Genomic DNA, 26,464 nt, shown 5'->3' on the forward strand with positions numbered 1-26,464 from the left:
GAATATTAAAGTGTATTCTATGTCAAGTGTGGAATAACATTTTTTTTTGATTTCGGTAAATAGGTTTGTAACATCCTTTTATTAAATCAGTTCATCAATAGTCTTATATCCTTAATTAGTTTATCTATTTCTTCATTGTCAGTTCCATCATAAATTCCACGTATTTGTTTTTTCTTATCAACTAATATAAAGTTTGGAGTATGAATAAAATCTTGCAGTCCACCATCACCTTGTTCTACAACTGCAAAATAACTTTTGCGAGCGAGTTGATAAATATGTTTTTTTTCTCCAGTTGTAACATTCCATTTTGAATCTATAACCCCTTTTTTAATCGCATATTCACGAAGAACTGGAATACTGTCAATATCTGGAGTAACCGAAAGAGACAAAATCATTACATCATCATTGTTTAAAAAAGCCTCTTGAATTTTAGCCATATTACCAGTCATAATTGGACAAATACTTTCACAGCGTGTAAAAAAGAAATCGGTAACATAAATTTTGTTTTTATAATTGTCTTGAGTTATTATCTCACCATTTTGATTGATAAGGTTAAAATCTGAAACAGTATGATGCTCGTTTTTATTTCTAAGGCTTTTATCTACTAATTCCGGATTTAAATCAGATGGATTATAAACAGGTAGTTGCTTGTCTTGTTTTTGATTGCAAGAAGTAATTAGCATTAAAGTAAATATGAAACCTAAAGTTTTTATTCGCATTTTAAATGGTTGCTTGTTTTGCAATAAATGCAATCGCTTCTCCTAATTCTGGTCTGTCGCTATTTGAGTTTTTAGTTAGTTCAATAAGTTGCATAAAGTAGCGTGTTGCTTTTTCATTATTTCCAGATTGTTTTGCGGCAATTGCAGCGCCATATATTCCGTTGAACCTATTAGGATGGCCTTTTAAATTTATTTCATAAGCTTCTAAAGCTTCTTCTGGTTTATTTAGTTCCAGTAACATATCACCCAACAATTCATCAGCAGGTAGCACCTCTCCAGGAGTTACAGGATGTTTAGAAGTTTCACTTTCCATTTTGGCAGCAAGTTTCATTAAAGAAAGTGCCTCAGACTTATTTCCGTTAGCTAAATGAATCCAAGCTTCCGCAGCATTTATTTGAATCATTACTTGATTGGCTTTATAAGCGTCTGTTCCGACAAGACTTTGATGATGTTTTTTCAGGATTTGTAATTCGTTTTCAGCAGCCTTAATTTTACCTAAATGAGAAAATCCTAAGGTACGTGCAAAATTTAAAATTGAATTTTCCCAAGGGAATTTTTCCCAGGGAATTTCTATTGAAGGAGGTAATTGTAGTTTGGATGCCTTTTCCCAATCTTTATTTTCTAAAGCTATTCTTGAAGGAATTGCTGAAAAAGTGTAAGCGATTTTAAAATTAGGAGGAAATATTTCCTTAAATGTTTTTATATATTCATATTGTTCGTTAGCCATTTTATTATTGCCAGTTTGTAAATAGGCATAAACTAAATATCCAATAGCGTGAATTTCTTCATCCCAATGCGCACCGGGAGAATAACTTTCGGCATAGCACACTGCAGATTCTGCAGAATTTATATTGGTGTTTATAGATTCCTCCCAAAGTCCAAGCCGCGTAAAAATATGAGATGGCATATGTTGCGCATGTGCCGATGCAGGAGCTATTTTTGCATAGCGTCTTGCGGTGCTTAATCCCATTTGAGCTAGTTCCGGATAATCATACGAATGAATAATATAATGTGCAATTCCTGGATGGTTAGGTTGTTCTTTAAATAGGTTTTCTAAAAGTGCTCCTGCTTTTTTCTGATTTTTATAAGTTTTGTCATTTGCATCTGCAGAAGACGTAAGTGCCAACGCATAAAAAACTGCTGCTTCAGGATCGTCTTTACTATTTAAATAGATGTTTTCCATCTTCTTTTCATATAACAACTCTCTTGTATGATGATCTGAAGTTTTCCAATCTTTGTAAAATGCTCCAATAGCATTAACATATTGTTCTGCTTTTTCTGTTTTTGGCAATGATTGTGCTATTGCAATTAGTTTAGAACCTTTTTCTAACACTTCAGCATTTGGAGGTGCCCAAAGTGAATGATAAATACTCATAGCAACTCCCCAATATGCCATAGCACATTCCGGGTCTGCATCAATTACTTTAACAAATACTTTTTCAGCTTCTTCATATTCAAAAGAGTGCAGCAGAGAAACAGCTAAATCGAATACTTCTCGGATTTCATAATTACAATCTAATGAGAAGCTTACTTCTCCAAATTGTTCTGTACTGCACAGCAACAGTTCTCCACGTTTTAAATCAATTGAAGCCAATGCAGGATTTGGTTTTGGAGTTTTATTTTTACAGGAAAACAAGCAAAATAATAGAATTGTACTTGTAAAAACGAACATTTTTTTTGAATGTTTCATAGTTTTAATGTATTAAATATGATACTTATTTACAATTTGTTTTACAGTTTGATCAATTAGATTTTATGCTCTATTATGTTTTATAAAACATAGAGTTTTCTTTATTTTCCGGAGTTGTAAATCGAGGGAGATTTATAGCAATTTGCACATGATACTTTGTAAATATATGAATATTTAGTTGTTAAAACCAACTATTAAAGGGAGGAGATTTTTATTTTGTTAATTAAAAGTCGGTTAATAAAAGCTGAAGTAAGTTTTTTTGAAGTAGGCGAGAAGGAGCAATTAATATTAATTTATTATTAGCATTTGTATAACGGTAATGTAAATTTGAAATCACTTCCTTTTCCCACTTCACTTTTAACCCAAATTTCACCATTAAGAATTTCCACAAATTCTTTACAAAGTACCAATCCTAATCCCGAGCCTTTTTCGCCTTCAGTACCAAAGGATGTTGGATTTGAAGACACATTAAACAATAAATTGAGTTTGTCTTTATTAATTCCAACTCCATTATCAGAAATTGAAATTTCAACTTGGTTTTGTTGTGAAATTACAGCAATATTTATAGTTCCTTCTGATTTGGTGAATTTAATAGCATTTGAAATAAGATTTTGTAAAATCGTCTTCACCATATTTTCATTGGCATAGACTTCAATTTCATCAGATTTAATTTTATTTATAGTAATGTTTTTAATTTTCGCCTGTGAATTTGATACATCTATTATTTCCTGTATAATTGATGACAAAATTATTTTTGAATTAGTGTAATTAATTTGTCCAGTTTGAGATTTTGCCCAATTTAATAAGTTGTTAAGTAAAATTAGCGTGGTTTTAGCAGAAGAATTTATAATGTTTACATACACTTTAGATTTTTCTTTTTTTTCTAAATTTTCTTTTAATAGTTCAGAAAATCCTAAAATACTGTTAAACGGGTTTCTTAAATCGTGCGCTATTATTGAAAAAAGTTTGTCTTTAGAGGCATTAAGATTTTTTAATTGTTTTTCCCTTTCTTTTAATTTATTTTCTGATTTGTATCGTTTCGATATGTCATGAATTACACCTATAACAAACTTATTTCCATCGGAATCTATAAATCGTGTTTTACGTGTAGATATAATTTTGGTTTGACCACCACGAACTGTAAGTGACTCTTCATTAATGTTTTCAATTCCATTATTAAGTACCTGTCTGTCAATTTTTAAAAAGCTTTCTCGCTCAACATCAAGAACATCTTCTACAAGTGTTTTTCCAATTATCTTATCCCTTGAAAGATTAAAAATTTCACAAAAGGCATCATTAACTATTAGTAACCTACTTTTATGATCCTTTACAAATACAGGGTCTCCTATGCTGTTTAGTATCGTATTATAATAATATATGATACCTTTTTCGTGAGATGTAGCATGTTGATGAAGTATTACATTCTGCTTTTTGAGTTCAGTAATCTGATTCTCTAAATCTTGGTATGTTGGTTTAGTATCTATTTTCATTTTTTTCAAAGCGATTTTGGGTGTTTATAAGATTTCTGCTTCTTATAAATCAAAAATTTTAGTACGTAGCATATATTTTGTTGAATATTTATATGTTTAAATATAAGTTTTTTAACTTGCTTCTTTGCTAGTTTGTTATTATTTTTTATAGCTGATTTTTATACTTGGTGGTATCATCCTTAATTTATCTAAAATATATGGGCTCCTTTGTTAATTTCATTTAAAATATTTTTATCCATTTTAATGTAAGTATTGGTTTTGGGCAGCATTACATAAATTTGGCCATCGCAATTAAACCCTTCTTTTTTTAAATCGAATTTTTTTATTTTATGGGTATGCGTTAAATTGATTTCATCTTTTAACCTTATAAAAATGGGAACGGCATATTTTGGTAGTTCTTTCTGAAGTTGATTTGCAATAGCATCAATATTAAAATTTTCATTGATTCGTTTCACAATCGTAACCATTCCTGCTCTTCCATCATTATTTGGAATTTGCACCCCATAAGCAGCACACATTTCAACACATTTTAAATTACCCACAATACCTTCCACTTCAGCCGTAGCTACATTTTCTCCTTTCCATCTATAAGTATCTCCAATTCTGTCAACAAATCGTGCGTGTCTAAATCCAATGTCTTGCAACAAATCTCCACTGTTAAACCATAAGTCTCCAGGTTTAAAAGTATTTCGAAGGATTTTTTCTTCATTACTTTCTTTATTTACGTATCCATCAAAAGCGGATTTACTGCTTATTTCAGAAATTAATAAACCTGTTTCACCTTTACTTACAGGTATAAGAAAGCCATTGGAATCTTTTATAGGCTCATCATTTTCAACATCATATTTAACTATTTTGAAATTTTGTGCAGACCACCCAATGGTACAATCAAAATTAAGTGTATTTGTAAATCCAACATTACCATCGGCAGCACCGTAAAATTCAAAGATGTGTTTAATTTGAAAACGATACTTCAACTCATGCCAAATATCTGGCCGCAAACCATTTCCCATGATTTTTTTAATACTGTGATTTTTCTCTAAAGCTGATTCTGGGGCATTTAATAAGTATCTACATAATTCTCCAATGTAAATGAACGCCGTTACGTTATACTTTTTAACATCTTCCCAGAAATGTGTAACGGAAAATTTTCTTCTCATTACCATAGTGCAAGAGGCTGCAAGTACTGTTGGCCAACCCACAATAAGCGCATTGGTATGGTAGAAGGGTAGTGGCACATACATTACATCATGAATACCTAGATTCATGTTTACTTTTCCGAACCAATAATAAGTGCTTAACCACTTGCTATGAGTTTGTCTTGATGCTTTAGGCAAACCTGTTGTGCCAGAAGTAAAAACATAGGCATATACTTGACTTGCTATTATTGGCTGAGTTGCAATTGGGTTCTTTTTAGCTGCTTTTTCCAATTCCTTTTTTAAATCTATATAGTGTATTGGACAAGCAGTAATTTGTTGATCACTTATCCAATAATGCTTATGATCACTATTATTTGAAAGTGAATTTTTAACTTCTTCAAAATATGGAATCAATTCTTCACCTATAAAAAAGTGTTTAGATTTAGCAAGTTCCATAGAGTGAATTAATACTTTTCCTCTCTGATTTGGATTGATAAGCGAAACTATAGCACCAATTTTGGCACAAGCGGTAATTAAAAATAAAAGTTCCGGTCTATTTTCTAAAAAACCAATAACCGTTTCTCCATTTTTAACGCCTGCTCCAAGAAGATAATTGGCATACTTATTAGCCATTTCATTGAATTGAGTATAAGAATAGCTCTGATTCTCAAATTTAAGTGCAATTATATTTCCGTGATTTATTGCATTCAACTCTATTAGCTTTCCAATTGATTGAGTACTATCTGGTTTTATTTTTTTAATTTTTTTGATATACTTTATCATCCGTGGAAACTGCGGTAGCAACTTAAATACCTTTCCAAGGAAATTGACCAGATTTAAATTATTATTTAATGTTTTAGGCATTTATTTTTTTCTTTTGTTGTACGTAAATTAATTAACAACGTGTTCAGGTATGATGCCCTTGAGTTGGCAAAGAACTAATTTAGTAAATATAATAATAACGTAGGGAAATCCGTAGGAATTTAAGTCAGTGTAAATCAGATGATTAAAGATGTAAATTTTAATTGTATTAGAAGTAGACGTAGAACTTAAGCATTGATTATACAATGCTTAAGTTTACATATTATTAATTTAAACTATAAATCAGAAAGAACAAAAAGAGAGGATTACGGTTAATCTATACTTTTAATAGGCCTAGAATTATTGTGTCAAAAACAGTGTAGAATTTAGTTTTTTTTTAACTCAGTTCTTTGTTTTGGTACATTTTTTACCCTTTAATTTTGATCAATTATTAGTTTATTTTGTTTATACATTTTATGTTCAACTACTTGAGATGGCATTTCAATATTATTCTCGTCTAAAATTCTTTTAACATCTGTAATAGCCTTACTTCTAATATTGTGTCCTAAATATTCATCAGGTAAATTTTTGATTGCTAAAATGTCTACCCAAAAGAATATTTGAATATTAGTAGTAAACTCTCCTAATTCTTGCACTATGACACTATGTTTTGGTGTTTTTAATATATTGACGTTAGTATCAAGATAGGCGAGTATTAACTTACGTGTGTGTTCAATATCACATTCAGGTGCAATTCCAATCATAAAATTGATGCGTAGAAAACCGTCCTTAGTATAATTAGTTAGCGTATTTTTTATAATTAACGAATTAGGAATATAGATATCTTTGCCCTCTGCATTTCTTAAGTGAGTTAATCTTAAATCAAGGTCTTTTACTGTCCCTTTATCACCTCCAATTTCGATAATGTCTCCAATTTCGAAAGGCCGTTTTAACGCTAAAATTATACCAGCCAAAAAGTTTTCGCCAATATCCTTAAAAGCGAAACCAAATACTATGGCGCTTACTCCGGCTCCTGCAAAAATAGTACTTGCTATTCCTGTAAAACCAACTGCGTTTAATGCGATAACCACACCAAAAAGGTAAAAAGTCCATTTAATTATTTCTGCTAAAAAGTTAGAAATAATACTGTCTTGCCATCTTTTTTGTGTGGTTTTAGAAATTACTTTAAAAACAATTTTACCTAATAAAATAGCTATTAGTAAAATAATTAGTCCTGTGATAATATTTGGAATAAGTTCACTTATTTGTTGGAAATAATCATTAAAAATCTTTTTAAAATCTATTTGCATTTAAAAGGTGTATTAATATTATACTTTTTTATTAAAACCATTTTTTCTTCTTAAAAAACAATAGCATACCTATTGCTACTATAATCATAACAAGCCACATTATAAAATAGCTATATTTAAAAGAAAGTTCTGGCACATATTCAAAGTTAGTTCCATAGATTCCCGCGATAAAAGTTAATGGTATAAATATTACGGAAAAAACTGTAAGAAATTTCATAATATCATTTAGCTTACTACTAATTGTAGTATGATAAATATTAAGTTGGTCTGATAATATTTCACGGTAATCATCGGAAGCATCATTGGCTTGACTTATATTATCTTCAAGCTCCTTAAAATGAATATAGGTGTCCTCAGTAATAAAGTCAGTTTCGGTTTTTGCTAATGAAAAAATCATTTCTTTAGCAGGTTTTATACTTTTTCTTAAATAGTTTAATTCTCGTTTGTAATTATTAATTTCATTAATAATATTTTGATTGGGATTTAGTAATAGGTTTTCTTCTAAAGTTTCAATCTTTTCCCCTAAAACACTTATAACATATAAATAATTATCAACTACAATATCTAATAAAGCAAAGGTTAAATAATCAGTGCCTCCGTTACGAATTCTCTTCTTTTGCTTTCTAATTCTCTCTCTAACTGGCTCAAATACATCTCCCTTTTGTTCTTGAAAAGAAATTAATACTTTTTTTGTTAATATTAAACTTAGATTTTCAACAAGTGTTTTTCCGTTTTTCTGGTCTAAGCGTAACATTTTGATGGTTATTAAAGCGCAATTGTCGTATTCAATAACTCTTGGTCTTGCGTCAGTATTTAACACCTCTGCCATAACCAATGTATCTAGATTAAATGCAGTTGTTATCTCTTGCATTATCGATGTATTGTGTAAACCATCTACATTTATCCAAGTAACAGAGTTTTTATGTTGGTATTTACTAACTTCTTTAACTGTTTTTACATCACCTTCTGTCAAATTATTAGAATCAAAATCAATTATTCTTAATAAGACTTGGTCAGTTTTTTTTTGACCTCTAAAAATAAGTTCGTCAGGTGCAAGTCCAATTTCCTGTTTTTTCTTTTTTATAAATCTTGTAATATTTTTATGTAACGGGATAGATTTTTGGTGCAATTTAATTCTAATAATTTTTTATTTACGATAAGGTTTTTGTATGTACCGGGATTTTATAAGATTTGTACGACTGGTAAATGTGAGATTTTTCGGACGCAGCAAATTCTTTGTTGAATGTTTTTTAGTTCATTATTTAGTTTAAAATTAAGCATAAATTTTATGAAGTGGTATAGTAAATTTATTTATTCTACCAATATTCCTTGCATTTGTCGTACTCCGCCTCTTTTAATATCTCAAATCCTAAATCAATAGACTTTTGAAAGTCATCGCATCCTTTTTGCTTTTCATCTAATCCATAATATGCCAAACCTCTTAAAAAATATGCATTTTTGTCAGTTGAATCTAAAGCAATAGATTTATTACAATCATAAACAATTCCTTTTAATCCAAATGGAAATCTTGTTGCCGCTCTGTTTATAAATACTTTTGCATCTGAAGAATCTCTTTTTATGTATGTGTCAAAGTCATTTTTAGCCAATTTATATTTTGTTAAAGCTAAATACATTCGCGCTCTATGTAATACAAATTCAATATCATTTGTTTTTTCAATTATTGTGTTCAATTGACTAATCTGTTCCATATGATTAGGTCTAACCCAAAATCCTGATGTAGATTTAATTCTTCCATTACAGAGGTCATCTAAAACGTCAAAAGAAACTGTATATCCTCGATTATAAACTTTATAAACTCCAAGATTAGGACAAGATTTTCCTTCTTTATCAAAGAACTCTATAGTGTCAGCTTTTATAATATAGCTTGAAATTACATCGATTGAATTATCATCTCCTAAATCTGTTTCTACAACTCCATTTTCTTTAAAATTTATTTTCATAGGTCCATGTGGACTCATATGTTTCCAAATTCCTATGATAGAACTATCGTTTGGTTTAATGATTTTTAGTGAACTTTCTGAATTAGGTTTGTGAGTTGTTTCTTTACAATTATAAAATGAAATTATTGTAAAGACAATCAATAAAAGTTTTATAGCTTTCATCTTATTCATATTTAATAAATTATTTCAAAAATTGGCTACGGGTTTGTACAAGATTAGTTGTATTTTTAAAGAACTAATTTAATTAAAAATTATGGGCCTAGAAAATCCATGAGGATTTTAGTTAGTTTAATAAAACCAAGCAATTAATCATACGCATTGTTGTGTGTATGCTTTTTATTCCTCGAAATCTAGATTTGTCGGCTTGGGTAAAAGTTTATTTGAAATCCCAACATTTAAAGAATCGTTAAATTTCTCAGTAGATTTTCCTAAAATCTCAAAACTCAAATTATCAAACCAAACCTTTTGTGAAATTAAATTATCGAATCCAGTTTTATAACTTTTTGGATTACTTCCAGCCAAAAACCAATCTTTCGCTAAATTCTGATTACAAGAATTAAATCCAATTACCAATAATGATAGGATGATAGTTTTTTGTAGATTTTTCATAGTTTAATTTTTAATACTAAGTATTTTTTCAGGACGGTTCAGGTTTAATTTTTTTGAAAAATTAAGCTAAATTCGTTTCAATTTTTAACACTTAATTCTATACATCTAAATTCATTTTACTTTATAAACATTGTAAGTCCTTGTCCATTCAGCTGATTGATTTGGTTTAATAAATATATTAAAAAATAACTCAGGACTTATCACATGCTTCCAGCCCCAAAGATTTACTTTGTTTGTTTGAAAACTTCCGGTTTCAATAATTCCAATATTGCTCTTAAGGTTTATTAGTTCCCATTGTGCATTAACATTTTCATTGCCAGAAATGTTGCTAAAAAAGAATTGCTCGTTAGTAAAACTGTTAAAAGTAATTTCATTTTGCCCTAAATCAACTTTACGTTCAGGATTAACAGTTTCCTTAAAAAACTCAGGTTTTAATTGAAATGGAAATTTTAATAAATAATTTGGTCCTATTAAATCTTCATTTATTGCTGTAAAATTGTGAATATATTCATCAGTTATAATATCTTTTTCGCCATTGTTGTGTAAGTGATATTTAATTATAAAACTATTTTTATATATTTCAATCTCCTTTTTCAATACATAAGAATAACCGTTTACAGATTTTGATTTGCAAATGATTACTATCTTATTTGATTCGGTACTAATTTCAAATTTGGCTGGTTTGATATCGTAATTTTTAGAAAAGAGATAATGATTATCATCTTTTTTTAATAATCCCACACCTATTTTGTGAAACCATCCACCTATATCAGCCTCATTAAAACCTAATGCCGTGTCAATTCCAAATTCATTATAAAATCCTTTTCCAAAAGAATTTTCATTTTTAAAACCAGTTCTTTCAGCACTTGACAAATAAACATTTTCAAATTTAACCACTGTAATTTTTCCTGTCCAGTCAAATCTCGAAAAATTATAATTTTCGTTAGGAAGATCAACATGAACTTCAAGATTTTCATTTTTAAGAATTTGCGGCATAATAAAAGCAAAAAATTACAAATTAATAGTTTTTTATCCGGTGCTTCCTAAACCTCCTGACAATGAGTTAATTATATGCAGTAGTTTTAGCAACATTTGGTCAGATTGAGGATCATTTTCTTCTTTAAGTTTTCTCCATTTTTTTATTGAATCGATCTGAAGTTTATGCAAAACCTTTAATTCTTTTTCTCGAATATTCAAAGTATTAAGCTGACCGGTTCTTCTTACATTTACACTTTCACCTAATAAATACTCAATATTTAATTTACTTTCTTCATAATCAGAAAGAATGAGGTTTAAAAATTTACTTTTTATCTTTTCATCCGTAACCAAATCTGCATACATTTTCATAATTTCAGTATTGGCAATTAGTAAATTGGTTTCTGTTTGGATGAATAAATACCTCAAAAATGGCCAAGAAGCTATTGATTTTTTTAATTCTTCAAAACTATCATTATCCTGCTCTTTTAACTCTTTTAAGGCTGCTCCAACTCCATACCATCCAGTTAGTGTAAATCTAGATAGGTTCCAACTAAAAACCCAAGGTATAGCTCTTAAATCTTTTAGTTCCCTTTTTCCAGTTCTTCGGGCTGGTCGTGAGCCAATTTTACTTTGCTCTAGAATATCAATAGGAGTTGCTTCGCTATAAAATTGCATGAAATCTTTATCATTGATTAAGTTTTTATAATGTCGCATTGATTTATCCGACAACCACTCTAGTGTTTTTATAGGATAGTCTTGTTTTTTAGTATCAGTAGGAGGTAACGTATGTAGCGCCACTCCTGAAGCTAACATTTCTAAGTTATAGGTTCCAGTTAAGAGGTTTCCAAATTGCTGTGATATAGACTCTCCTTGTATGGTTAGTTTTATTTTACCGTTAACGGAACCAGGCGGTTTACCCTCAATAAAGCGATGATATTTACCTCCACCACGACTAATAGTTCCTCCTCTACCATGAAAGAAAAACACCTTAATATCGTGCTTTCTTCCTACTTCCGTAAGCGCTGTTTCAGCTTTGTAAAGATTCCACTTGCTGGCCAATACACCACCATCTTTGTTACTGTCGCTATAACCCACCATAACCTCTTGGGAGTCTTGCACCAATAATTTTCGTTTTCTTGTCATCGGGTGCTGAAGGAATTTGTCTAATATAGAGGCTCCATTATCTAAATCTTCTATGGTTTCAAAGAGAGGTACCACCAATAAATCTGTTCCTAATAATTGAGTTTCTTTCATAAAGAAGTACACCATAAGTAAATCACTTAGACTTCTTGTCATACTAACAATTAATGAACCGATTCCCTCAGAGCCATATAGAATGTTATGATCTCTTAAAACTCTAAAATAATCTAACACATTATCAGCTTCGTCACCATAAGATATGGTGATGTTGGTTAACAGTTCTGGTGAATTTATTGCGTTATTTAAAAACGTAAGTCGTGTATCTTCATCCCAATTTTGAAAATCAGTAGCTGCTAATGTAGATTTTTGTAATATTTGAGTAATCGCTTTTTCGTAATATTCGCTATTCTGACGGATATCCAACTTTGCTAAATGAAATCCGAAACATTGTACGATTCGCTCTAATGGAAAGATTAAACTTTCTGCTATTTTATCAGCCTTTATTTCAATTAATAGTTCCCTAATAAATTTTAAGTCTTTTTGTAATTCATGACTACTTCTATAAAAAAGCTTAGAATCACTAAAGGTTCCTGAAATGGTATTTTCAAGTTTGAGCTCTATTAAATTAACAAATTGTCTCCATGGCTCATACGGATTTCGATTGATTGCCTTTGTACCTTTTTCACCCAATAATTGAGCATACTTGGCTATAATAGTTGTCAATACTTCGGGAGTAGGGTTATGTTTGGACGATAAAGACAGTTCGGCTCCTAATTTTAAAACTTGGTTATAAATGATGTTTAAAGACTCTTTACGATGAATAAGAAGTGTGTCTTTTGTAATTTGAGGAGTAACAAAAGGATGACCATCTCGATCTCCTCCAACCCAACTTCCAAAAGTATATTTTGGAAAGTGTTCTATGTGTTTCAATTTTTGGGGATCAAAACCCATTTCTAACCAGGAATATTTTAATTTTAAATCGCTAGCTTCCAAAATTAAAGGGAAAATTGTACTTAAATAATGAACTACATTCGCTCGTTCATCTCGTAAATCAGGTTTTTCCAGATAAATTTCGCCCGTTCTCCACCACCTTTCTAATAAGCTAATTATTTTATCTCGAATAATATTTTTTTCTGATTGAGAGTATGTTGAATTTTCATTTTGTACTAATAATAAATACAATTGCCTATGTAATTCCAATATGGTTACCCTTTTTGCTTCTGTAGGATGTGCTGTAAGTACGGGGCAAATATTAATGGATGCTATAGTGCTAATCATTTTATCTTGTTCAATACCTTGCTCATTCCATAGTTTAAATGTTTCTCCCCAAGAACCACGAATAGCAGAAATTCCAAAGGTTTTTTCAAACTGTCTATTAAACTGTATCGCACCGTTCTCTTCAATAAGGTTCATCAGTTGAAAATAGATACCAAAGGATTGTATTATTTTTTCATCAGAAATTCCGCTATATTCATTATTTTCATTCAATGATTCAATGAACGTACCAATATTATTTTCTTCAATGTTTGATAACATCTCCTTGAAACAGGATAGAATATTTTTTTTATCATCTAAGATTTTATCAAATCCTTTTATGTTTATTGTTGTATCCATATTTTTTATTAGTTAGAACGTTTTGGTTTAACCAACGTTTTTTATATTATTTTGCAAATTGCAAAAAAATAAAAAAATAAAAAAATTAATATTTAGAAACATTCTATTTTAATGAATTAGGCAATTTAGGTGATATTTTATTGTCAAAAAAAGATAACTAAACCTTTCAATTATCAAATTCGTTTTGGTTGGAAAAATAGAAAAGGTTTCTTGAGTTCGTTTAATAAGTTTTCATTCAACTCACTTTTTCCAGAATGTACTAAAATCAACTCGTTAAAATTCTCAAATCAAAATAGAGTAGAAGTAATTATAATCTTTTGTTCATTAAGTTATTACGTTCATACTTCCTAATCCATTTATTGATGGTTGCAGAGGCAATACTGTAAAGTTTACCTAATTCATAATTTGTGTATTTTCCAGAACTAAACTCGGATGAAATTTTTAATTTGAATGATTAGCTGTAAATTCTGGTTACTTTGTCGTTTTTATACATAATGTTTAAAATTATGTAGCCTTATTTCAGGACGTGTCAAGCACTTGCCAAAGCAATTAATTATACATGGTGTTGTACGTAGTTTTTAAAAGTTTAGACTTCTGATAAATTCACTTGTAATTTTTGAAACTTCTGCAGAGTGTTTACCAAACCATATCCAATGTTCAGCATTCTTCACAGTATGAAACTGGATGTCATTTCCTAAATTTTTCATTTCTTTATGAAAAGATACTGCGATTTCATAAGGACAATTTCTATCTTTTTCTCCATGAATTAAAAGCATTTTAATAGGACTCTTTTTTAATAAATGGTTTGGTGAAATTTCTTTGGCTATTTCTTTATTTTCGTACTGCTCAGTAATCCATCTATTTTCTCTAGTTGTTAAATCATAAACTCCTGCATTTACTATGATAACATTTGGAATCGCACTTATTTTAAGATTATCTGTGTTCTCATTCCAATTCTCAACAAGTGTTATTGCTAAACATAAATGACCTCCCGCTGAGTCTCCTGTGGCAATAATTTTATTAGAATCTACATTATATTTTTCCGCATTTTCTCTTATCCAGCGCATAGCTGATTTTGCATCTTTAACAGATCCAAACGGATAAGCATTATGTCTTCCTTTTATTCGATATTCAACAACAGCAACTACCCAACCTTGTTTGGCGTATGATTCTGCTGTACTAAAAAACCAGTCAGGTTTACCTTCTGACCAACTACCTCCATGAAATTTTACTATTGTAGGTCGTTTTCCTTTAAATTTCTCAGGATTTGGTAAAAACAAATGCATATCTAATTTAAAACCATCTACTTCTTTATAGGTTTCTATAATATGGTTTTCTCTTCCCATTTTATGAGAATTATATAGTTTGCTTATACTTTCTTTATATTCAGTTGTTTTACAAGAGGCCATAAAACTTGAATAAATTTTGTCTATATTTTTTATTCCAAAATTGTTAACATGGTAGTTTAGATATTTGTGTTTCCAAAAATCACTGATTTTACTGTTGGTAAATAGTTTATCCATAACACTCCAGTCTGCTTCTAATTGCTGATTGTCTGATTTGTTAAAAACACCGCTTCCTAATTTTTTGTCAGCCTCAATTCGTATGTATGAAGCTATATATTCTTTTAATTCTCTAGCTGATAAAAATGTTGTGTCGTTAAAGATTATTAAGTTCTTATTCAGTTTAGATTGATTTGTTTTAGATAAGGAAATTTTCTCACCTGTATATCTTTTATGAAGTTCAGGGTATTCTAAAATAAACTTGTTGAATGCCAATTTAATTAATACAGTTTCCTCATTAAAGGTTTTCTTGTCCAATTTACTTTTATTATTGTCAAGATATTTAGTGAAGATAAACTGTAATGAATCTATCTTTTGTGTAAAATCATTTTGGTCTAGAATATATAATGGGTACTTATTTCCTTTAATAAAATTGGATATTGGTTTCGCAAATTCTAATTGTTCTTGCAAGTAGAGTTCTTTATTCTTTTTATAATCTACATTTTTACAACTTTGTGTAAATATTATTAAGGACAATATAAAGATTAGTTTTACTCTCATGTTTTTGTTTTGGCAGTTTGTTAATCGCGAAAGAAATCATTTGTAATCAGCCATTTTCCATTTTTAAAATGCCATTCTGTAATACCTATTTGATTACTAACTTTTCCTTTGTACCTATAAGTGTTCTTATATTTTTCTACAGCAATAGTGTCACTAACATTTATGGATATAGAACGATATTCAATTAATTCATAATCATTATTCACAATGTCATTCATCATTTGGCGAATTTGAATCTTTCCACACACTGAATTTAAAATACAAGCATTATCATTATATATTGTGAGTACTGAATCAACTTGTTTGTTGTTCATCCATCTTTTTATGTTTGATTGATTATTATTTATGATTTCAGTTACTTCTTTGGTTGATTGTTTATTAGAGTTAGAGACAAGTTTGAAAATAAGAATAGAAACAATAGAAGTCGTTAAAAGTAAAAGGATAGTTCTAACTACATTTTTTCTCGAATTATTTGAGTTTTCTGATTTTATTGAAGAACTAAAACCATCAAAATCCAAAACCTTAAAAATTAACTTAAGTGTATAACTTCTTGGTGTAACTTCTGTAGACTCTATTCTTTGAATAGTTCTTAAGCTTATATTACACTTTTCAGCCAGTTCGGTTTGCGTTAATCCTTTATCAAGTCTTAACTCTAATATTTTTTTTCCTAATTGGGGTTGTTTCATTTCTTTTAAATTCAATGCAAGATTAAATCAATCTTTAATTTCTATCAAATTTAAGCAATGTATTTGATACGTCATTCATATGACATATTGCTTGGAAAGAGAGATATAATGTGACTTTTGGAACTGGGATTAAATTACGTACAACGGGATTTTATATGATTTGTGCGACTGGAAAATTGGAGATTCTTCAGTTGTAGCAAATCGTTAGTTGAATGTTTGTCGTTTGTGTTAGTTCAAATTTAAGCATAAAATTATATGAGGTGTTTTAAAACGCTTATTTAAATCCAAATGGTTTTGTCGGTAATTCTTTAATCCAATCATTTCCATAAGTTTTATTTAAATATTCAATAATTCTTTTATTATTTTCGGTTGCTTTTTTAAATGAAATTGGGTCAACAACACAATTCTTTGTTTTAAATCCAATTCCAAATTTCTCAATAAATTCTGAATAATTTTCGGGAGTATTGTTAATAATTCCGTGAATTATAAAATTAAGTTTTTTAGTATTAATTTTTTCAAGAATTACTTGATCAGTCATTTTTAAATCTGCATAATCAGAAAAACTCAAATTTTCATTTTTAAAATTACTCGATTTTAGTTCTGTTAATCTAATCGTAATTATATTTTTCTTTTCGGAAATTTTTGAAGGATAATAAACATATGAAATATAATCATTTGAGTAAAATGAGAATCGATATTTTCCTTTTTTAGGTAATTCAACTGTGAAGTTTTCCATAGAATTAATCTGAAATGTTTCTCCAGTTTCAAATATTTTAAATTCTCCTGAAGAAAATTTTTCATTCGCAAAGTTTTCAAATATAACAGTAGCAACGATTTTTTTCTCGGAAGCAATCGAAGAATTAATGTTAAAAATTACAATTAAAATCAAAGTTAGTTTTTTCATAGAATTTTTGTCTTTAATGTTTTACAACGGTCAAGTATAAGAATAGTGCGGTTCATCAGCGAGTAATTTCCGAAGAAAATTCAGAAGTAATAAAAGAGTACTAACTTTTGATTAATCAACTAATTTAGCATTATTTTTATACAATGTTGGCAATAGTTTTTTACTTTTCTATTTTAGTCGGATTAGTTTTAAATACATAGGCAAAAAGTATTGCAAAAATTACATACACTACTGTGAGAAAAATAACAATTTCCAGATGAGTTTGGATATTAGAAATAACTTTAACTAATGCAATTGCCCCAACTGCAAAATGCATTAAGTTTCCAATGACAATTGGCTTATTATAGATCCCTCCAATTAACGTTCCTTTTGCCATCCAATTTAAAATTCCAAACCCCAGATATAATGCACTCAATATATTCAAAAAGAGTATTGTAATGGTATTTGATTCTACATTTAAATATTCAATTACTTCATTCGGTAAAAAAGAAAAAAGGATTCCGATAATTGCTAAGAATATGGCGCTTGAGGTCATTACTATTTTTGTGATCATGATCTTTATTTTTTAATCTGTTAATTGTTCTTTTAAATCTTTTAATTGAGCTATCAATTTATTTAATCGAGCTTGTTGCTTCCTTATAGTTTTTGGTCTAAAATAAAAGGTATTTAGAGCTATCGTAAAAAACACAATCCCGTAAGTTAATACAGCCCAAATAAACGTCATTCTAACAGCATACTCATACATATAAAAGCCAAAACCTAAAGAAAGTAAAAAGAAGTAACCATTTAATAAAGTTGTCTGCTGAAAACGTTGCTTTTCTTTTAGTTGTAATAGCTGTAGCAACTGCTCTTTAGCACTTGCCTCAAGATTCCTTTTTGATAGAAGCGGCATTAATGTGCTTTGGAATGCTACGTATATTAGAATTGCTGTCATAATTATAATAACTCCGATTTTTGTTGTCAAAAACTCAGGTTGATAATAGAACCAAATAAAACTAATGCCTATACAAGATATGAGTAAAACAATGTTGCCTACAATTAGTTTAAAGCGCGTTTTTCTTTTAAACTCATTGGCTTTTTTTATTAGTTCCTCTGGTGTTTGAGTTTCAATTTTCTGCTTATTCCAGTATCGTTTAAAGTCTATGTTATCTGTCATGTTTCTGGAATTTTTTGGTTAACTTTTCTTTAATTCGGTGAATTTTCACTCTGACATTACTTTCTGTAAGTCCAACAATTTTTGCTATCTCTTTCTGTTTCAATTCCTCCAATTCCAATGATATGATGATACGTTCAACTTCAGGAAGTTCTGAAATGCATTTGTACAAAAACTCTACTAGAGGTTCATTATTGACTAGGATTTCTTCAACTATTTCATTTGGAAATTCAGATTTTGGCATTTTTTTATCTTTACTAATTTGTCTTAAACAAGAGTTTGCCGCAATTCTAAACACCCAAGTACCGATGGAAGATTCATTCCTGAATTTTGGTAGATGTTGCCAAACCTTTATAAAGGTTTCTTGCGTAATATCTTTAGCTGCATCATGGTCGTTCATATACCCCATACATTGCCGATATACTTTTGGCCAATACACTTTATGAATTTCTTCAAAAGTCATTAGTGAATCCAAGTTTTTAAAGAGGCTATAAACTGACTTTGTTGATCAATAAAGACATTGTGAGAGCAGTTCTTCATGTATTTTAAATTGTTTTTTGGTATTATTCCTTTGATTTTCTTAACATGTTCTTTTGAATATAAACCATCTTCGGTACCGTAGAGTCCAAAAATTTCAATTTTATGTTTTAATACATTTTTTAAGTTTTGTGTTAGATCTATTGAAGTATACTTTTCATTTTTCCAAAACCCTTTTGGTGCTTCCATGGTCATTTTTGCATCTTTACTTTTAACTAAAGTATCTGATTTCAATTTTGTGTAAATGGCTGTGGCTTCTTCAGATGGTGGCTTGGGCATATAAAAACCATTTTGCATGGCATGTCCAAAACTGTACGAACTATATTCCAATGAGTTTTTATCCATGGTCTCTAGCATTCCAATGTACCTTAGGTTGGTGTTGTCATTATTGCTTTCGTAGATGCTTTTAGAAGTTTTTATAATGGTGCTTAATGTCTCTTTTATAGATAATGGGGCGGCTACCAGTACTAAAGATTTTGTTTTATTTGGATATTTCTCTGCGTAAAGAGTTCCAACCACTCCTCCAAAGCTATGTCCTATAAGGGTAGCAACTTTTAAATTGAATTTTGTATATATGGCGTCCAAATCATCAAACGTTTCTTGAAATGTAAATTTTGCATTTTTATCTGAAGATCTACCTTCTCCACGTCTATCATAAACTATGACAAAAAATCCGTTTTCACTAAGCTTTTTGGCAGTTGTTACTTCAAAACCTATTGAATTGTATCCAGGACCACCATGTAGGTAAATTACGGTTTCATTATTTGGGTTACCAAATGCTTTTGAATAAATCGTTTGAGAATTAACAGCTATTGAAGCTAAGATAAATACGAATAAGGTGATAGTTTTTTTCATTTTGTTTCCTTTATTTTTCATTTAGATACAAGGAATGACAAAATGTTACAAGTTATTTTTTAATTATTGCCAACTAGTTATATCCGCATTAAATATACTGTTTATCGGAACATACTTCCGGATAAACGTACTTTTTTGTTGTGTTTATCCCTTTTATAAAAAGTTTAAGTTGAAATTCAGCAATTCTAATTGTATTATACTCAAATGTACAATTTTATAGTTTATTATTAAACTGCTTAACACAATTTGAAGTAATTCCAATTAGTATTGTTTATTAAATTTAAAACAAAAAAAACAGTTATTTCTAACTGTTTTTCCTCTCTTTTTAAGTTTAACGGTTTAATTATTTTTAGAGCCCTTTTCTTTTTATAGGTAATTTATGAGTTTTAAAATTGGATTAAATATATAGTATTAGTAAAGTTGAGATTGCGTAAATAAATATTGATTTTATCTCGAAAATAATTCAACCAACTCTTTAAGTTCAGTTTGTACTTTGTGTTGTTTTACAACTTTTTCAAAAGGAGTAAAGGTTATTTTGTTATTTAATAAACCAGCCATAACATTTGTAGTTCCTTTCAATACTTCGTCTAATGCGGCTACACCAAGTCTTATGCCTAAGAGCCTGTCAAAAGCTGTTGGATTTCCACCACGTTGTATGTGACCAAGTATGGTTATGCGTACATCTACTTTTTTGTTAATTGCTTTTATTTTTTCAGCCATCACTATTGCTCCGGTTTCATCGCCTTCTGCAACAACAATTATTAAGGATTCCCTATTTTTAAAATGTTGTAATTTATTTAATAATAATACCTGATCTTTTTTGCTTTCAGGAATTAAAATTCCATCTGCAGCGGTGCATAAACCACTGTTTATTGCTATGTAACCGGAATCTCTACCCATAACTTCAACTAAAAAAATACGGTTATGAGATTCTGCAGTATCTCTAATATTATCTATAGCATTAATAGCTGTATTTACCGCCGAATCAAAACCCAAAGTATAATCGGTACCCATCATATCATTATCTATTGTTCCTGGAATACCAATTGTTGGGATGTCACAAATTTCTTTAAGCGCCATTAATCCTCTAAATGTTCCATCGCCGCCAATAGCAATAAGAGCATCAATTTTAGCTTTTTTTAAATTTTTAGCAGCTTTTATTCTGCCTTTTAACGTTAAAAATCGCGGACTTCTGGATGTTTTTATAATTGTACCTCCCTGGTGCACATGAGGTGCCAGATTTTTTGGATGAAGGTGCGTAAATGAAGCATCTACCATTCCATCATAGCCTTGCCAAATACCGGTAATTGTAATATTTTTTAAACTTGCAGCTTTTATAATTGCGTATAGTGAAGCATTCATTCCTGGAGCATCTCCACCAGATGTAAAAACACCAATATTTTTTATTGTTTTAGTCATTTTATCAAATAAATTATAATTTATTACTAATTTAAAATGGTTTATAGAATTACAAAATGATAATGCTCATATTATAGCTTCATTTAAAGAAACATTAGTCATTATTTTTATTGATAAAACTACTACTTTAGCCTTTTTTTAAACTGTGTATGTCAAATTCTAATAAATTTTCTATAATTAACCCAAATAAATCACCTTTTTACTATGGGTATGTAGTGCTTTTTATTGGTACTATTGGAGTATGGGCAAGTATTCCCGGACAAACTGTTGGGGTTTCTGTTTTTACGGATCCAGTTAAAGATGCATTAGGACTTACAAGAAATCAGTTTAGTAATGCTTATATGATAGGTACTTTTTTCAGTTCATTTTTAGTTGTAAAAGCAGGTGTTTGGTTTGATAGATATGGAGCAAGATATGTTGCGTTTTTTGCAACGTTATTATTAGCTTTTTCATTGTTATTATGTTCAGTTTCAGTTGAAATTAGCGAGTTTTTACAGCATAATTTAAAAATTACTTCTTGGATAATACCATTTGTAGTAATTACAATATTGTTTTTCTTCATTAGATTAAGTGGGCAAGGAGTGTTAACCATGTCGTCTAGAAATATGATTATGATTTGGTTTAACAAAAACCGAGGAAAAGTAAATTCAATAAGTAGTATTGCAGTTTCATTGGGTTTTTCAGCATCTCCAATTTTTATAAATAAGCTGATTAATAATAATGGTTGGGAAGTAACCTGGCAATTAATGTCGTTAAGTTTATTTATTTTTAGCTTTTTTATTTTACAATTATATAGAAATAAACCTGAAGATTTTAACCTTAAACCAGATGGAAAAGTTCAAAACACTCTTGAAAATGAAGTAGAGGAGGATCTTGAAACTAATTTCACCTTAAAAGAAGCTAAAGAAACAAGAGCATTTTGGATGTTTGGACTTATGTTGGCATTTAATAGTTTTTTTATCACTGGATTTACATTTCACGTGGTTTCTATTTTTTCGAGTCAGGATTATTCAAAAGAACAAGCCATCTCAGTATTTTTACCAATGTCTATTCTTGCAGTATCAGTTTCAACGTTGTTTAATATTTTAAGTGATTATTTTAATCATAAAATATATTTATATATGATGATTGGTAGTGGAATTATGGCTTCATTAGGGTTGCTTTTTTTAAGTGAAACTATGGGCGTTTATTTATTAATTGGTGGTTTAGGAATGTTAGGAGGTTTATTTTCGGTTGTAAATGCAGTTACCTGGCCACGATATTATGGCAGAAAATATTTAGGTGCAATTACAGGGAAAGTAATGAGTTTTTTAGTAATAGCTAGTGCTGTAGCCCCTAGCTTATTTAGTTATTGTTTTACAAAATTGGGTTCTTATAGTTATATAAGTTATGTAACATTGGGTTTTTTACTATTTTTAATAATAGGTTCATTAAAAGCCAAAAACCCTCAATTAGATAATTAGAGTAAGTTTATGTTCAATTTTATTTAATTTCTGCAAAAACAGTTTTTAAAAGTGTTTACTTTTTTTATAAAATAATTATGGATTTAGGTCAAAATATAAAATCCTTTAAAATTGTAATTATTATGTTATTTCAAATTGAAGTTTTAATAAGTTTTTATGTAAGCTGATTAAATAGAGTATTTAAAATTAATTTAAATTTTGAAAATGAGCTATTTACAAGATTATTCTACCTTTTTTTAATATAATTTTGAAGTGACTTAATTTATGAGTAAATTTAATAAAAATCAAATCAATTTATTATATTTGATTTTTTAGACCCCTAAAACTTAATAAAATTTACTTACTGCTATGAGTATATTTAAGAAAATGCCCCAAAGAATATTAACCATGTTTAATTTTAAAAATATTAAACAAAGGTTAACTTCAAATACCAATAAATCTAGAGAAAATAGTTATAGAAAATTATTAAATAATTTAAACTTAATTGCTGTTTTTTTAGACACAACGGGGAAGATAACCTATTGTAATTCTAGCTTTTATAAATTAACTGGTTATATACCTAAGGAAATAATTGGAAAGAATTGGTTTGATAAAATGATTCCAATTGAAAATCAAAAAAGCAAAGAAATTTTTTTTAATGCAATGAAATTTAAAAAAATTATTGACCATTATGAAAACCCTATAATCACAAAATTTGGTGAAAAAAGAACTGTTTTTTGGAATAATTCTTTACTTAAAAATGATAGAGACGAAGTTATAGGGATTGCAAGTATAGGTGAAGATATTTCAATTCGTCAAAAAGCTATAGAAAATTTAAATAAAAGTGAAAAACAATTTCAATCATTGGTTGAAAATATTAATGATCTGGTTATGGTTACTGATGCTCAGGGAAAATTTCTATACATCAGTCCATCAGTTGAAATTACAACAGGATATACGTTAAAAGAATTACAAAAGCATTCTCCACTAACTTTAACGCATCCAGACGATCAGGATCCTACAAAAAAAGCAATTTCAAAAATTTTAAAAAACCCAGGAGTTCCAATAAAAAAAACAAATAGAATATTACATAAAAACGGAAATTGGATTTGGATAGAAGGAGTTGTTGTAAATTTATTGGAAGATGAAAATATAAAAGCAATAGTTGCCAATTATAGTGATATTACAGAAAAAAGAAAAACAAATCAAAAATTAAAGGAAGAACAAAATAAACTCTTAAAAATAGCAACTACAATTTCTGGCTTAATATGCTCATTGCGCTTACGCCCAAATGGCAAAATAGAAATGCCTTATGCCAGTGCAGCTATAGAAGATGTTTACGGCTTTAAATTTGAGGAAATAAAAGGAGAAAATGTGTCAAATATATTTTCCTTAATTCATGAAGAAGATATAGAGGGGGTTAATGAGTCAATTGACATATCTGCCAAAAATATGACTCCCTGGAGAAAAGAATTTCGATATACGCACCCACAAAAAGGAGAGGTTTGGATTGAAGGTTATTCTACTCCTCAATTAGAAAAAGATGGAAGTATTATTTGGCATGGATTTATAACAGATATTACAAAGCGTAAAAAAGAAGAGGAACAACTAATACAAACTGATAATGCCCTAAAAAGTATCTATAACAATTTAGATGTTGCTATCTTTTCTATGGACACTTTAAATAATAAAATGTTGCAAGCCTCTGTAGGTCATGAGGCTGTATTTGGGTATCCCCCTCAAGATTTTATGAACAACGCACAATTTTGGTATGAACTAATTTTACCTGAAGACAGACCAATTGTGGATAGCGGTTACCCAATAATTTTAGCAGGAAAAAGTCTTCAGCATCAGGTAAGAATTAAGCGAAAAGATGGGGGAATTAGATGGATAGATGCTAAAATGAAACCAACTCTTGATTCTAAAGGAGTTATGGTGCTTTTAGATGGAATTGTTACAGATATTACAGAACGTAAAATAGCTGAAAACCAATTAAGGGAAAGTCAAACTTTATTGAAAGACGCTTTAAAAATATCTAAATTATGCGCTTGGGAATATGATATAGAATTAGATAAATTTACTTTTAATGATCAATTTTATGGTTTATTTAAAACTACGGCAGAAATAGAAGGTGGTTATACGATGTCATCCAAAAGATATGCAGAAAGATTTCTACATCCAGATGATGTACAAGTTGTAAGTGAGGAAATTAAAAAAATTATTGAAACAGAAGACCCTAATTATTTTTCAGAATTGTACCATCGTATAATTTGTATTGATGGAGATGAGAGAATAATGAACGTAAATGTACGTGTTGAAAAGGATAAAGAAGGCAAAAGTATTAGATCAATTGGTGTAAGTCAGGATATAACAGAGCAAAAACGTTCAGAAAAAAAATTACGTGTTAGTGAAAAAAAATACCGTGCAATTTTTGAAAACGTAAAAGATGTCTTTTTTCAAACTGATTTAAATTGGAAGATTATTGATATAAGTCCTTCAATTGAAAGCTTATCTGGTTATTCTAGAGAGGAATTTATAGATGGAACTTTGGAGATTCTTTATTACAATCCAGCAGATAGAAATAAATTAATTAAAGAGACAATAGAAAAAGGGGAGTTGAAAAATTATGAAGTAAAATTAAAAACAAAAGAGGGTTTAGTTAAATTTATTTCAGTTAATTCTAATGTTATACTAAATAAATTTGGGGAACCTCATCATGTTGATGGTGTAATTAGAGATATTACCGAAAAGAAAAAAATGGTAGAAGAGTTGATCGTTGCCAAAAATAAGGCTGAAGAAAGTGATAATTTAAAAACGGCATTTTTACATAATATTTCTCATGAAATACGTACCCCAATGAATGCTATTGTTGGTTTTTCACAACTTATGAAGGATCCGAATTTACCTCAAAAAAAGAGGAGTCATTTTATTGATATTATCAACGAAAGTAGCGATCAATTACTATCTATTATTACAGATATTGTAAGTATTGCTACCATTGAGGCAAAGCAAGAAAAAACAGTATTAAAAGAAATTAACCTTAATGAAACATTGCAGGTAATTCTCGAAAACTTTTTATTGAAATCTAAAAACAAAGGAAATGTTGAACTTAATTTTACACCATTTTCACAAGAAGGAATTCACATAGAAACCGATAAAACTAAATTTATTCAGGTATTAAACAATCTTATTGGAAATTCTTTAAAATATACAGTAAAAGGATTTGTGAATTTTGGATATATAATAAAAGAAAGTGAGATAGAATTTTTTGTTGAAGATTCAGGTATTGGAATTGCTTCAAATATGTTAGATGAAATTTTTAATCGTTTTCGTCAGGTTGAAAACAGTGATGGTCCAATGCTTGGTGGATCTGGACTTGGATTATCAATTTCAAAAGCATATGTTGAGTTACTTGGTGGTAAAATTTGGGTAAATTCGGAACTAGGAAAAGGCTCAAAGTTCTTTTTTACGATTCCACATAAAAATAAAGTTAAACCAATTATATCGGTATTTAAAGACAGGCCTAAATTAAACTTTGACTTTAATGATTCAATAACAATGTTAGTTGCTGAAGATGAGGATTTTAATTTCATGTTAATAGAAGAATTGTTTTCAGAAACAAATATTAACCTTTTGAGAGCGGAAAATGGTATGGAAGTAGTAGAATTATGTAAATCCAATCAAGAAATTAACATTGTACTAATGGATATTAAAATGCCTTTATTAAATGGTTATGAAGCCACAAAACTTATAAAAGAATTTTCACCCAGTTTACCAATAATTGCTCAAACTGCCTATTCAACAGAAATGGACAAAAATAAAGCGTTAGAATCTGGATGTGATGATTTTATTAGTAAACCATTTAAAAAAGAAAATATTATTAATAAAATTATTGAACAATTAAACAAAGTTAAAAGTAATTAAATCTTTAAAGATGTTTTACTTAAAAAGCAA

Annotated in this window: 20 protein-coding genes; 2 read left to right on the top strand and 18 right to left on the bottom strand. The window is 29.3% G+C overall.

The window, feature by feature from the left end:
• Positions 1 to 86: 86 nt before the first annotated feature.
• The 18 genes from CHB63_RS03245 to CHB63_RS03335 all read right to left on the bottom strand — a co-directional run bounded on the left by CHB63_RS03245 (position 87) and on the right by CHB63_RS03335 (position 21,068).
• The gene (locus CHB63_RS03245) at positions 87 to 719 is read right to left on the bottom strand and encodes an SCO family protein (protein WP_089376986.1); all 633 of its coding nucleotides are present in this window, start codon (positions 717 to 719) and stop codon (positions 87 to 89) included.
• 1 nt (position 720) lies between these two features.
• On the bottom strand, positions 721 to 2,409 hold the full coding sequence (locus tag CHB63_RS03250; protein ID WP_245856743.1) for a tetratricopeptide repeat protein: 1,689 nt from the start codon (positions 2,407 to 2,409) through the stop codon (positions 721 to 723).
• 299 nt (positions 2,410 to 2,708) lie between these two features.
• Complete coding sequence (locus tag CHB63_RS03255; RefSeq protein ID WP_217898395.1) at positions 2,709 to 3,899, bottom strand: PAS domain-containing sensor histidine kinase; 1,191 nt, start codon at positions 3,897 to 3,899, stop codon at positions 2,709 to 2,711.
• 188 nt (positions 3,900 to 4,087) lie between these two features.
• Complete coding sequence (locus CHB63_RS03260) at positions 4,088 to 5,902, bottom strand: long-chain-acyl-CoA synthetase (protein WP_089376987.1); 1,815 nt, start codon at positions 5,900 to 5,902, stop codon at positions 4,088 to 4,090.
• Between the two features lie 371 nt (positions 5,903 to 6,273).
• The gene (locus CHB63_RS03265; protein ID WP_089376988.1) at positions 6,274 to 7,149 is read right to left on the bottom strand and encodes a mechanosensitive ion channel family protein; all 876 of its coding nucleotides are present in this window, start codon (positions 7,147 to 7,149) and stop codon (positions 6,274 to 6,276) included.
• A 31-nt stretch (positions 7,150 to 7,180) separates the two neighbouring features.
• Positions 7,181 to 8,278 carry a magnesium/cobalt transporter CorA gene (gene corA / locus CHB63_RS03270; RefSeq protein ID WP_245856745.1) on the bottom strand — a complete coding sequence of 366 codons (1,098 nt, stop codon included), beginning with the start codon at positions 8,276 to 8,278 and terminating at the stop codon, positions 7,181 to 7,183.
• A 187-nt stretch (positions 8,279 to 8,465) separates the two neighbouring features.
• A complete protein-coding gene (locus tag CHB63_RS03275; protein ID WP_089376989.1) occupies positions 8,466 to 9,272 on the bottom strand; it encodes a tetratricopeptide repeat protein in 807 nt (268 codons plus the stop codon).
• A 174-nt stretch (positions 9,273 to 9,446) separates the two neighbouring features.
• Positions 9,447 to 9,719: a hypothetical protein gene (locus CHB63_RS03280; protein WP_089376990.1), complete on the bottom strand. Its 273-nt coding sequence runs from the start codon at positions 9,717 to 9,719 to the stop codon at positions 9,447 to 9,449.
• A gap of 111 nt (positions 9,720 to 9,830) precedes the next feature.
• Positions 9,831 to 10,715: a hypothetical protein gene (locus CHB63_RS03285; protein WP_089376991.1), complete on the bottom strand. Its 885-nt coding sequence runs from the start codon at positions 10,713 to 10,715 to the stop codon at positions 9,831 to 9,833.
• Positions 10,716 to 10,748: 33 nt separating this feature from the next.
• On the bottom strand, positions 10,749 to 13,451 hold the full coding sequence (locus CHB63_RS03290; RefSeq protein WP_089376992.1) for a phosphoenolpyruvate carboxylase: 2,703 nt from the start codon (positions 13,449 to 13,451) through the stop codon (positions 10,749 to 10,751).
• 578 nt (positions 13,452 to 14,029) lie between these two features.
• Positions 14,030 to 15,514, bottom strand: coding sequence for an alpha/beta hydrolase (locus CHB63_RS03300; RefSeq protein ID WP_089376993.1), 1,485 nt, complete (start codon positions 15,512 to 15,514; stop codon positions 14,030 to 14,032).
• A gap of 20 nt (positions 15,515 to 15,534) precedes the next feature.
• Positions 15,535 to 16,200: a helix-turn-helix domain-containing protein gene (locus CHB63_RS03305; RefSeq protein ID WP_089376994.1), complete on the bottom strand. Its 666-nt coding sequence runs from the start codon at positions 16,198 to 16,200 to the stop codon at positions 15,535 to 15,537.
• A 274-nt stretch (positions 16,201 to 16,474) separates the two neighbouring features.
• Positions 16,475 to 17,104 (bottom strand): FEKKY domain-containing protein, encoded by a 630-nt coding sequence (locus tag CHB63_RS03310; protein ID WP_089376995.1) that lies wholly within the window; start codon positions 17,102 to 17,104, stop codon positions 16,475 to 16,477.
• Positions 17,105 to 17,264: 160 nt separating this feature from the next.
• Positions 17,265 to 17,657 (bottom strand): hypothetical protein, encoded by a 393-nt coding sequence (locus CHB63_RS03315; protein ID WP_089376996.1) that lies wholly within the window; start codon positions 17,655 to 17,657, stop codon positions 17,265 to 17,267.
• Positions 17,658 to 17,669: 12 nt separating this feature from the next.
• Entirely contained in the window at positions 17,670 to 18,260 is a 591-nt protein-coding gene (locus CHB63_RS03320; RefSeq protein WP_089376997.1) for a hypothetical protein, read from the bottom strand.
• Positions 18,250 to 18,720: an RNA polymerase sigma factor gene (locus CHB63_RS03325; protein ID WP_089376998.1), complete on the bottom strand. Its 471-nt coding sequence runs from the start codon at positions 18,718 to 18,720 to the stop codon at positions 18,250 to 18,252. The genes CHB63_RS03320 and CHB63_RS03325 overlap by 11 nt, the downstream gene beginning before the upstream one ends.
• Positions 18,720 to 19,649 carry an alpha/beta hydrolase gene (locus CHB63_RS03330; RefSeq protein ID WP_089377568.1) on the bottom strand — a complete coding sequence of 310 codons (930 nt, stop codon included), beginning with the start codon at positions 19,647 to 19,649 and terminating at the stop codon, positions 18,720 to 18,722. Before CHB63_RS03330 ends, CHB63_RS03325 begins: the two co-directional genes overlap by 1 nt.
• Before the next feature lie 447 nt (positions 19,650 to 20,096).
• Positions 20,097 to 21,068 (bottom strand): ATP-dependent 6-phosphofructokinase, encoded by a 972-nt coding sequence (locus tag CHB63_RS03335; protein WP_089376999.1) that lies wholly within the window; start codon positions 21,066 to 21,068, stop codon positions 20,097 to 20,099.
• A 149-nt stretch (positions 21,069 to 21,217) separates the two neighbouring features.
• On the opposite strand from CHB63_RS03335, the gene CHB63_RS03340 reads away from it, so the two are divergent.
• Together CHB63_RS03340 and CHB63_RS03345 are read left to right on the top strand one after the other, a co-directional pair.
• Positions 21,218 to 22,531 carry an MFS transporter gene (locus CHB63_RS03340; RefSeq protein WP_089377000.1) on the top strand — a complete coding sequence of 438 codons (1,314 nt, stop codon included), beginning with the start codon at positions 21,218 to 21,220 and terminating at the stop codon, positions 22,529 to 22,531.
• Between the two features lie 348 nt (positions 22,532 to 22,879).
• Positions 22,880 to 26,434 (top strand): PAS domain S-box protein, encoded by a 3,555-nt coding sequence (locus CHB63_RS03345; RefSeq protein ID WP_089377001.1) that lies wholly within the window; start codon positions 22,880 to 22,882, stop codon positions 26,432 to 26,434.
• Positions 26,435 to 26,464 lie beyond the last annotated feature (30 nt).

This window comes from Lutibacter flavus, from assembly GCF_900188355.1.
Classification (GTDB): Bacteria; Bacteroidota; Bacteroidia; order Flavobacteriales; family Flavobacteriaceae; genus Lutibacter; species Lutibacter flavus.